This window comes from Fischerella muscicola PCC 7414 (genome assembly GCF_000317205.1).
GTDB lineage: Bacteria > Cyanobacteriota > Cyanobacteriia > Cyanobacteriales > Nostocaceae > Fischerella > Fischerella muscicola.
On the sequence record NZ_AJLK01000197.1, the window covers coordinates 1 to 11235 of the forward strand.

Below are 11235 nucleotides of genomic sequence, written 5' to 3' on the forward strand. Positions count from 1 at the left end.
GTGCCGAAGGCGGGGTGAGGTAAACGGGAATTATAAATAATCATACGAACTTGATATAACGCATAATTAATTTCTGGAGACGTCTATTGGATAAACTCGCTTCTACCTTGCATTTTTTGATCGTTTGAATAGGAACTAATTGTATGTGCTGAATGTCTTTGTAGCTCATGAAGGCTAAAAAAGTATTTATCATCAACTTAGCTCATGGATATCATAGATAATTAACTATGCATATACTCTTTTAGTCCAAATTCGTGACGATACATAAACTATTACTTATCAAAGCCATCTAATTTTTATTTAAGAATTATTGCCTAAACGTTAACTTTTTAGGCAACAAAAGTTGTATGCTATTTTTATAAAATTAAATACGTTTTACGCATAAAGCGGTTTTTGGGAACATCAGCTAATTTCATAAGATTGCGGGAGTCTGCTTTTTAAGCTCAACTCGGCGCAAGCTGCGCTTGTATTTGAAACAAGCCATCTGGAGCAAGAAATATAATTTATTTCTTGTAATGTTTTGCTTGCAATAAATACAATTCCTGCTTTTCAGCTTTGTGGAGATTGGAGCGACCAATGAAATAGCACAATCAAATATTTCAATAAGATGTTTTGGCAAACTAAAGTTGTATAACAAAGCAGTTTTTACAAGATTGAAGAAGTTTTTTTAGATACAAATGTCTTCATATATCTTGTATTAAGCTTATTTTTGCCAAAAATGTCCCAAATTAACAACTGCTATTTACCTCAAAAAACAGATTATTATTCTTATTTGCAGAGGTGAATCGGCTATTTATTGCTATACAAAAATATCTACTTAATGCTTAGTGTAGCATGATAGCAGTGAACTTAAGCAAGCAAGTTTTTGAGGTTTGAGGCAGGTGCATGTTTTGGCATATTTGAATGCTAAATCCAGGCTGAAAGTTTGTGAATTCACAGTTCTATTGTGATTAAATCCCCATCCATGCAACTGACTAATACTATCCATTTCCGAAATTTACGTGGTGATCTTTTTGGTGGTCTAACAACCGCAATTGTTTCTTTACCACTAGCGTTAGCCTTCGGAGTCGCCTCTGGTGCTGGGCCTGTGGCTGGTCTTTATGGTGCTGTTTGTGTCGGGTTTTTTGCGGCGCTGTTTGGAGGTACACCGACCCTTATTTCTGAGCCAACTGGGCCGATGACCGTAGTCATGACTGGGATTGTCGCCACGATGACTGCAAATAACCCAGAGAATGGCTTGGCAATGGCATTTACTGTGGTGATGCTAGCAGGGATATTTCAAATTTTATTTGGCATATTCAAGCTGGGCAAATACATCACCCTCATGCCCTACAGCGTGATTTCAGGCTTTATGTCTGGAATTGGCATAATTTTGATTATTCTGCAAATTGCTCCTTTTGTGGGACAGCCTAATCCCAAAGGTGGTGTACTGGGGATGGTACAAAACCTGCCTCAGTTGTTATCAAATATCAATCCCATAGAAACCCTTTTGGGAGTACTGACACTGGCAATTATTTTCTTAATGCCGTCGAAATTGAAGCGCTATGCTCCTCCCCAACTAGTGGCATTAATTGTCGGTACTGTGGTTTCACTGGTTTTCTTTGGGAATGCAGATATCAGACGCATCAATGACATCCCAATGGGTCTGCCACAATTGCAAATGCCTAGATTTACTCCATCACAAATCACTGTCATGATCATTGATGGGGCAATGTTGGGAATGCTGGGATGCATTGATACTTTGTTAACTGCGGTAATTGCAGATAGCTTGACTCGCACCGAACACAAATCTGACAAGGAATTGATTGGTCAAGGTATTGGTAACTTGGTTTCTGGTATATGTGGTGGGCTACCTGGTGCGGGTGCCACAATGGGAACTGTGGTCAATATTCAAACAGGAGCTACAACAGCTTTATCTGGTATAACTCGCGCGATTATTTTGCTAGTGGTGGTCTTGTGGGCTGCGAATTTGACCGAAACTATTCCAATGGCAGTGTTAGCAGGTATTGCCCTCAAGGTTGGTATTGATATTCTCGATTGGAGTTTCCTCAAACGCGCTCATCAAGTATCCCTGAAGGGAACAATCATTATGTACGGGGTGATGTTCCTGACAGTGTTTGTGGATTTGATTGTGGCTGTGGGCGTTGGGGTGTTTATTGCTAATATCTTGACCATTGAACGTCTTTCTAGCTTGCAATCAGAGGAAGTTAAAACTATTACTGACGCTGATGATGCCATTGTTTTAAATGCACAAGAAAAGCAGTTGTTAGATCAAGCCAACGGACGTGTATTGCTGTTCTACCTGAGTGGACCAATGGTTTTTGGAGTTTCCAAAGCGATAGCTCGTGAACATAATGCCATCAAAGACTGCGATGTTGTAATTATGGACTTGAGTGACGTACCTTTGTTGGGTGTTACTGCTTCACTGGCAATTGAAAATGCCATCAGAGAAGCAGTTGAAAAAGGTCGCCATGTATTCATAGTTGGTGCAACTGGCAAAATTAAGCGACGCCTAGAAAAATTAGGCATTATGCAACTCTTACCTCCACACCACTTACTAATGAATCGTACAGAAGCAATTCAACAAGCTGTTGTTTTAGTGAATGGTTACGCAGCTGATACGAATACTTCTACAAGCACCACATATCGAACCGATTTTGGTGACACTGCTGTAGTCCAGTAGTAACTAACTAAAAAGAGACGTTGAATGCAACGTCTCTACAAAAAGTAAATCCCTATAAATAAATTCAGGGGATAGCCTCCGCAACGCTTAACGTACAGATCGATTCGTTTTTCTTTTGCCTTTTAACTTTTAACTTTTGCCTTGTTTGGTGAGTCGCTACAGAGACGTAAAAAATGATTTTTCCAGAATTAATAGTTAATTCAGTTACTTGGATATCTTCCTGGAGTTCTGATTTACAGTTTCCTGTTCTAGCAACAGCAACCGAATCAGAATATGCTCCTGTTGTCCTTACCGGAGTATTACTGAGTTTAGTTGTGATTTATCTTGCCAGTAAACTCGGTGGCGAATTATCAAGGATGATGGACTTTCCGCCAGTTTTGGGGGAATTGGTTGGTGGAGTCGTAGTTGGTGCTTCCGCCTTGCATCTGCTGGTATTTCCTGAAAGCGGTGCGATCGCGACAGACTCAGTAATCATGAATATACTCCAATTCATCGGCAATCTTAGTCCGGAGGCAGTAACATCTGTTTTTCAAAGCCAAAGTGAGGCGATTTCGATTCTAGCCGAGTTGGGTGTAATCGTTCTTTTATTTGAAATTGGCTTGGAGTCAGACTTACGGGAACTAAAGAAGGTCGGTTATCAAGCAGCAATAGTAGCATGTGTTGGGGTCGCGGTTCCTTTTGCAGCCGGCACTGTGGGACTGATGTTTTTCTTTCACACCCCAGCAATTCCCGCTATTTTCGCTGGTGCAGCATTAACCGCTACAAGCATTGGTATTACCTCCAAAGTTTTATCAGAACTTGGACATCTCAAATCTCGAGAAGGTCAAATTATTGTTGGCGCTGCTGTAATTGATGATGTTCTGGGTATTATTGTTTTGGCAGTAGTAGCAAGTCTGGCTAAAACTGGCGAAGTAGATATTTTGAACGTGATTTACTTGATTGTCAGCGCTACTGTTTTTCTGATTGGTTCAATTCTCCTGGGTAAATTCTTTAATAAAACTTTTGTTACCATTGCTGATAAACTGCAAACACGCGGGAAACTAGTCATTCCAGCATTTATCTTTGCATTCTTCATGGCTTTTATTGGCAACGCCATCCATTTAGAAGCAATTTTAGGCGCGTTTGCTGCTGGATTAGTGTTAGATGAAACCGATAAACGCAAAGAGTTAGATCAACAAGTGATTCCCATTGCTGATATCTTAGTGCCGATTTTCTTTGTGACTGTGGGTGCGAGGGTTGATTTAGGTGTCCTCAATCCAATTGTTCCTGAAAATCAGCAAGGATTAATAATTGCGATCTTTTTGGTAGTAGTGGCAATTATTGGTAAGGTAGTCACAGGTTGGTCAGTGTTTGGTCAGCCCGGAATTAACCGCTTGGCGATTGGTGTCGGGATGATTCCTCGGGGTGAAGTGGGTTTGGTGTTCCTTGGTATTGGTGCAGCTAGTGGTGCGATCGATAAACCTCTGCAAGCAGCGATTATTATCATGGTAATTCTCACGACCTTTTTAGCACCGCCTTTCTTACGGTTGGCATTTAATAAACAGTCAGGAGAAACGGAAGAGTTAGTTGAACCAGCTGATTTGATTGGTTAATTTTGGCTTTCGTTAGAAATGAACCACATAGGACGCAAAAAGTAGCATGAACTACAAAGATCCCCGACTTTTCTAAAAAGTTGGGGATCTTTATCTTTCTAAGAAATCGGAACATGACTATCAAAATGTGAAGCTATACCTTAGTGATATCAATACTACATTATGATTACTTTGCAAAAAAGTTTAAACACTTTAATTATTACAGGTTTACTTTTTACCAGTCCTATCTATACAAATACTGTTGTTCGCGCCCAATCTCCTCTAACCTCTATTTCTCACGCAAGTACAAAGACGCTCATTAAAGATGAGTTGTACTTTGGCTTATCTAAACCAGGAGGAAAGACAGTATCTGAGGTTGAATGGCAGCTATTTTTGAACCGTGTAATTACACCTCGACTTCCTGATGGACTGACTGTGATGGATGTCTATGGACAGTATTTAGACAGTTCTGGCAAATTAACCAGGGAAAAAACCAAACTAGTGATTCTGATTTATGAAAATAGCCAGACTAAAAATCAGAAGATTGAAGAGATAATAGCAAGCTATAAAAGGACATTTCGACAAGAATCTGTTTTACGTGTCACTAGTAGTGTTAAAGTATCTTTTTAACAGTTATCAGTTATCAGTCAAAGTCAATTGAAGTGGAAGCAAATGAAATGGCAACATGAGGGGGAAGCTTATTAGTTTATCCCTTGTTGTTTTATGAACAGTCTAGAACAAGCCCAGGCGGAATACGAAGCTTTTATTCAAAAGTTTCAAAGTGCTATGATTGCCACAACGAACGGGCAAGGTATACCGAATGCTAGCTATGCTCCGTTTATAGTTGATGAGTTCAAGAATATCTATATATATATTAGTGGTCTGTCAACTCACACCCAAAACTTAGTTGTTAATCCTCATGCTAGTGTGATGTTGATTGAGGATGAGGATAAAACAGAGCAAATTTTTGCCCGTCGTCGTTTAACTTTTGAGTGTACAGCAGCTTTGATTGCGCGTGATTCTGATAGTTGGCAGGAAATCATGAATAATTTTCACGCTCGTTTTGGTGAAATTATGGAAGTATTGAGCGGCTTACAAGATTTTCGCATGTTCAAGCTCATTCCAAGTGAGGGACGCTTTGTAATTGGTTTTGGTGCGGCTTACTTTATTAGTGGTGATGACCTTAACAAACTAAAAGGTCGGCCTGCATAAAGAAAAAAGAATTTGTTACATTTTTATACGCTACATTGTTGCATTGCAAAATAAGGTGAATTGATGAGGAGAAACATGCGATTTCTACTGTGCGGAGTAATTGCTAGTTTAGGAATTTTACCATTGCCAGCTTTAGCCCAGGTACAAAAGCAGGTATCTGATGCCCAAGTTGCGGCGATGGTAGAAGCTTTACGACTAGCCGCACCAAAAACAGGCAAAGCCAACGATGGATATTACAGCGACTGGCAAGTCAAACCAGAAACCCTCAAAGGTTGGTCAAGAAATTGTTTGAAAAAAGAAGTTACACCAACACAATTTGAAAATAGTCCACAATTAGCACGTCAAGTTGTTTCATGTATTGTGCGGCGTGAGTTAAATAATCAGTACGCAGCTACTAAGAATAATGAAATCGGTGCTGTGCGTGGGACTGCTTGTTGGTGGATGACTGGTAGTTACACGAGTTGCAACAGTGGTTTTACTGGTACGTATGTACAGCAGGTAGTTGGCTATTATCAACAACAGCGTTCTAAACGTTAAGATATAACTGAGCGATCGCCTAACTTTTCATCATCTCAGCTAGGCGATCGCATTTTTTGTTGCACTTCACAATTTACAGTTATTATCCGCATAATATACTGATTGATATGTATGAGGACGTTTACCAAACAGAGTATAACGATTGTCGCGGATTTGTTCGTAAATGCGATCGCCTGCCCATTTCACTCCAGGTAAAGCCCGATAGGCATCCACAAAAATACTACCAAATGGTAATAATCGGCCAATTTCTTCTGCTGCTGCACTACCCTGCCAGCGTTGTTCCGGCGCATTGGCATTAATTAAAATCATACCCAACTCACAATCTTGGGGTGTAATTCCCCATTGTTGGAGACTTTGCTGATCTTGCATGGGGATGTAGCGAAATAGGTTGCCCTGATCTAGATTTTCCAGTAGTTGCACCAAGGTAACGCAAAGATTGCAATTTCCGTCGTAGATTACGTAGTAGTTCATAGTCATTGGTCATTAGTCATTGGTCATTAGTTACTAATAAACCACTAACCACTAACCACTATCCACTAACTACTAACCACTATCCACTATCCACTATCCACTATCCACTAACCACTAACCACTATCCACTATCCACTAACCACTATCCACTAACCACTATCCACCAAAAGTAAGATATTTGGATTTTTAGCAAGAACAGACAAGACAAGTATACGGGTGTCCGCTAAACTCTATTTTGGCAAGTAAGAGGGCTGTCATGAGATATAAACTCTTGGGTAAAAGCGGGTTACGAGTCTCTGAACTCTGCTTAGGAACCATGACTTTTGGCGAAGACTGGGGTTGGGGAGCATCTCAAGATGAAAGCCGCAAAGTCTTTGATGCTTTTGTAGAAGCTGGTGGTAACTTTATTGACACTGCCAATGGTTACACCGATGGATCTAGTGAAAAGATTGTTGGTGAATTTATTGCCTCGGAACGAGAACGTTTTGTCATTGCCACAAAGTACTCGTTTCCTTTGCAGATGAATGACCATAAAGGCAACCCTAATGGTAGTGGCAATCATCGCAAAAACATGATAGAGTCCATCGAGGGTAGTTTAAAACGCCTAAAGACTGACTATATAGATTTGTTCTGGTTGCACGCTTGGGATTTTATGACGCCCGTTGAAGAAATTATGCGTGCTTTTGATGATTTAGTACGTCAAGGAAAAGTATTATACATTGGTATTTCCGATGCACCAGCGTGGGTTGTTTCCCAAGCCAATACTATGGCACATTTTCAGGGCTGGACCCCATTTGTAGCTCTGCAAATTGAGTATAATTTGTTGCAACGCACTCCAGAGCGAGACTTACTACCAATGGCAAAAGCCTTTGACTTGGCTGTATTACCGTGGTCTCCTTTGGGTGGTGGTGTATTAACAGGTAAATATAACAAGAGTCAGGGTAATGGTAACGAACAGGGGCGACTATCAAGTACTGCTGGCGGAAATATTTCTGAACGTGCTTTAGCGATCGCCGAAGTTGTTACCCAAGTTGCTCAAGAAATCGGACGTACACCCTCGCAAGTTGCACTAGCTTGGTTACGCGCTCAACCTGGTGTAATTATCCCAATTATTGGGGCACGGAAGGTATCACAGATTCAAGATAATTTGGCTTGTGTTGACATTGATCTGTCACCAGAACATCTGCAACGCCTCAACGAAGTTAGCCAAATTGAACTTGGTTTTCCCCATGATTTCTTGCAGAATGAAGTCATACGCGATCGCCTTTTCGGTGGCACATTTAACCTGATAGACAATCATCACTAATGATGTTAGTAGTTGCTGGTTAATAGTTGTTTGGTGTTTTTCCAACCAACCACCAACACTAATGATGTTAGTAGTTGCTGGTTAATAGTTGTTTGGTGTTTTTCCAACCAACCACCAACAAACAACCATCAACACTCTTGATGTTAGTAGTTGCTGGTTAATAGTTGTTTGGTGTTTTTCCAACCAACCATCAACAAACAACCATCAACACTAATGATGTTAGTAGTTGCTGGTTAATAGTTGTTTGGTGTTTTTCCAACCAACCACCAACAAACAACCACCAACAAACAACCATCAACTCTAGATTATTTTATATCGATAAAAGAAAAATACCATCTACCGCCAGAGAGTTTCGTACCGTAGCGTACAATCTGTAGACTTGTCTTGTCGAGCAAAAACAACAGAACTAGAACAAAGAGAGTTAGGACTATGGCAGATAAGCTTTCATCACGTCTTTACCCCAGCCACATTGATCTTCCTGCTGATGCACGCGTCAAAATTGTTGAACTTCTCAATCAAACTCTAGCCGCAACAACAGATCTGAAAACTCAGACAAAACAGGCGCACTGGAACGTCAAAGGAACCGACTTCTACCAACTGCACGAATTATTTGATGAAATTGCAGATGAGTTAGAAGAGTATATTGACATGTTTGCAGAAAGAATCACCGCTTTAGGTGGTTATGCTTGTGGTACAGCGCGCATGGCAGCAGCTAATTCAATTTTGCCAGAATATCCAGTTGATATTTTGGATGGTATGCAGCATGTTACCGCATTGGTAGAGCGCTTTGCACCTTATGCTAAGCACCTCAGACAAGCGATCGACACAACCGATGATTTAGGTGATGCAGATACAGCGGATCTTTACACCGAAGTCTCTCGCACCATTGACAAGCGACTGTGGTTCTTAGAAGCTCATTTGCAACCAGCAGAAGTAAAATCAGAAAATGGTGCTACAGCTGCTACAACTAAAGAAAAAGTTGCTGCTAAATAGTCAAGACAATATATTGAGTGTTAGTAGGGGCGTAGACGCCTGGAGGATGGCTTCAAGGTAGAGTAGAATTTGTGGGAAGATATTTAGTTTTTAAGTGAACTACCCACACTGTACTCGGTACTCCGAGTACAGTGTGGGCTTTTAGCTTCGCTGACCACCGCCCCAATCCCAAAGCGGGTATTCGGTCTTATGCAGTCTCCTAGTGGAGTGAACGTAAGACCGGTGGAGGCATTTTGCTAAAGGGCAGTTGCGAAAAATCCGTAAGGGGAAGAAACAGAAACCCAAGTCATGAGTCTTGGGAATCATCGTGGCTTTAGCCCGGTGAGGATGTCAAAAAAGCTCCTTTCAGTACTTAATATATAGACTAATGTTCTGTTAAGGAACGATAAAAATATCCTCACTTTCAGCAATTCTATGACTAAAATCGCACCTGCTATTATTGTCCTGGGTAACAACAGTATCCCCGTCGCCCGTAAAATCATTAGTGTCTTACCAGAAGCGCAGTTATATGGACTAGCAGGTCGTACTTCTAATGTGGATGTAACTTTTACAGAGTTTGGAGTCACACTGCGGGAGTTGTTTGCAAATGGTACACCCATTATTGGCTTTTGTGCTACAGGTATTTTGATTAGAACCTTAGCACCACTGCTTGCCAACAAGCGGCAGGAACCCCCAGTTTTAGCAGTTGCAGAGGATGGTAGTGCAGTAGTACCTCTGTTGGGAGGACTCAATGGTGTCAATAATTTGGCACGAAAAATTGCCAATGTGTTAGGTGTACAACCTGCGATCACAACGACTGGTGATATCCGCTTTGGCATCGCATTGGAAGATCCACCAGTCGGTTATCGTTTGTCTAACCCAGAATATGCGAAAGGCTTTATGTCTGACCTGTTGGCAGGACATGCGGTACGATTAATGGGTAATGCAGCTTGGTTGAGGAACAGTTCTTTACCTATTGCTGAGGATGGAGAAAGAGTAATAGAAGTTACTGAAAAGGCAGTATTTTCCACAGCAACCCACCTGGTCTATCATCCTGCAACGGTGGCAATTGGAATTACCCCCCTCAATCCCCCCTTACAAAAGGTGGAAGGTTCAGAGTTAGTTGCCTTAGTACAGCAAATGCTAGCAGATGCGGAGTTAGCCCCGGCGTCTGTTGCAGGAGTTTTTGCTAGCATCTCAGATGCTGCTGAACCTGGTTTAGAAGCGATCGCTAATTCTCTCAACGTGCCAATTCGTTTTTTTACTCCTGAAGCGATCGCTCAAGTTATGTCTTACCATCAGTCCGCAGATGTGGCAGTAGGGGCGGCTTTAGCAGCTTCTGCTGGTGATTTGATTCGACAACAACAGACAGCAAATTTTTCCTGTGCTATTGCGATCGCGCCTTTACCCATCGACATCAATACCACAGGTACACCACGCGGACGCTTGGCAATAATTGGCACAGGCCCAGGCAGAAGTGATTGGATGTCACCAGAAGTCAAAGAAATATTACGTAATACCACTGATTTTGTTGGTTATTCTACCTACCTAAATTTAGTGAGTGCCTTCACCAAAGGTAAACGCCTGCATGAATCAGACAATCGGGAAGAAACTGCCCGGGCAAAGGTAGCCCTGGATTTAGCAGCACAGGGACGGTTTGTGGCAGTGGTATCCTCTGGAGATCCTGGGATCTACGCAATGGCAGCAGCAGTATTTGAGGTGCTGGATAAACAAGCCAAGCCAGAGTGGCAAGGTATCGAAATTCAAGTAGCGCCGGGTATTTCCGCAATGCAGGCAGCCGCAGCGAAGATGGGCGCGCCTCTTGGTCATGACTTCTGTGCAATTTCTCTCTCAGATATTTTAAAGCCTTGGTCAATTATCGAACAACGCATTACTGCTGCTGCCCAAGCAGATTTTGTCATTGCTTTTTATAACCCAGTCTCCAAGCAACGCACCTGGCAATTAGCAGAGGCACAAAATATACTGCTGCGTCATCGTTCTCCCGATACCCCAGTGGTACTTGCACGCAATCTCGGCAGAGACGCCGAATCTACTATAGTCTGTACTCTGGAAAATTTAGTCCCAGAACATGCTGATATGCGGACAGTTATTCTTGTTGGTTCCAGCAAAACCCGGATGATCAAAAAGCGAGATGGTGGTATCTGGGTTTATACTCCCCGTCGCTATGATGATTAGCAGTGAACTACCCAGGGTTTCGCTTCGCTACACCCTGAGCTTCTGTACTCACGGGGGAGTGCCGCAGATGAGACTTTCGCCCCATCTTTGGTCTTACCTCCCCTCCTACAGCTCCAGACGGCTGAACCTTCCGCCAATAGCCATCTGATTCCCTCTGCTCTAATGTTTTCAGATGCGTTGCCATCCCGATCATGATGAGTACCACAACTAGGACAAGTCCATTCACGGACATCCAGTGGCATTTCACCCATTTGATAGAAACAATTAGAACAGAGTTTGGAACCAAT

9 protein-coding genes and 1 pseudogene are annotated in these 11235 nt (G+C 42.0%); 8 read left to right on the top strand and 2 right to left on the bottom strand.

From position 1 onward, the window contains the following. Positions 1–964 precede the first annotated feature (964 nt). The 5 genes from bicA to UYI_RS0130175 all read left to right on the top strand — a co-directional run bounded on the left by bicA (position 965) and on the right by UYI_RS0130175 (position 6003). A complete protein-coding gene (gene bicA / locus UYI_RS0130155) occupies positions 965–2683 on the top strand; it encodes a bicarbonate transporter BicA (RefSeq protein WP_016870411.1) in 1719 nt (572 codons plus the stop codon). 173 nt (positions 2684–2856) lie between these two features. Next, positions 2857–4275, top strand: coding sequence for a cation:proton antiporter (locus UYI_RS0130160; protein WP_016870412.1), 1419 nt, complete (start codon positions 2857–2859; stop codon positions 4273–4275). Between the two features lie 162 nt (positions 4276–4437). Beyond that, a complete protein-coding gene (locus UYI_RS0130165; RefSeq protein ID WP_016870413.1) occupies positions 4438–4884 on the top strand; it encodes a DUF3574 domain-containing protein in 447 nt (148 codons plus the stop codon). A 93-nt stretch (positions 4885–4977) separates the two neighbouring features. Further along, positions 4978–5466, top strand: coding sequence for a HugZ family pyridoxamine 5'-phosphate oxidase (locus tag UYI_RS0130170; RefSeq protein ID WP_016870414.1), 489 nt, complete (start codon positions 4978–4980; stop codon positions 5464–5466). Positions 5467–5541: 75 nt separating this feature from the next. After that, the gene (locus tag UYI_RS0130175) at positions 5542–6003 is read left to right on the top strand and encodes a hypothetical protein (RefSeq protein WP_016870415.1); all 462 of its coding nucleotides are present in this window, start codon (positions 5542–5544) and stop codon (positions 6001–6003) included. 66 nt (positions 6004–6069) lie between these two features. Here UYI_RS0130175 and UYI_RS0130180 read toward each other — a convergent pair whose 3' ends face one another. Next, positions 6070–6474: a thiol-disulfide oxidoreductase DCC family protein gene (locus UYI_RS0130180; RefSeq protein ID WP_026086266.1), complete on the bottom strand. Its 405-nt coding sequence runs from the start codon at positions 6472–6474 to the stop codon at positions 6070–6072. 256 nt (positions 6475–6730) lie between these two features. Here UYI_RS0130180 and UYI_RS0130185 point away from each other — a divergent pair, with 256 nt between their 5' ends. The 3 genes from UYI_RS0130185 to cobJ all read left to right on the top strand — a co-directional run bounded on the left by UYI_RS0130185 (position 6731) and on the right by cobJ (position 10948). Next, positions 6731–7780, top strand: coding sequence for an aldo/keto reductase (locus UYI_RS0130185; RefSeq protein ID WP_026086267.1), 1050 nt, complete (start codon positions 6731–6733; stop codon positions 7778–7780). Positions 7781–8209: 429 nt separating this feature from the next. Continuing rightward, the gene (gene dps / locus UYI_RS0130195; RefSeq protein WP_016870419.1) at positions 8210–8773 is read left to right on the top strand and encodes a DNA starvation/stationary phase protection protein Dps; all 564 of its coding nucleotides are present in this window, start codon (positions 8210–8212) and stop codon (positions 8771–8773) included. A gap of 414 nt (positions 8774–9187) precedes the next feature. Further along, complete coding sequence (cobJ, locus tag UYI_RS0130200) at positions 9188–10948, top strand: precorrin-3B C(17)-methyltransferase (RefSeq protein WP_016870420.1); 1761 nt, start codon at positions 9188–9190, stop codon at positions 10946–10948. 7 nt (positions 10949–10955) lie between these two features. Here cobJ and UYI_RS33740 read toward each other — a convergent pair. Beyond that, positions 10956–11235, bottom strand: a pseudogene (locus UYI_RS33740) (zinc ribbon domain-containing protein); the annotation flags it as partial.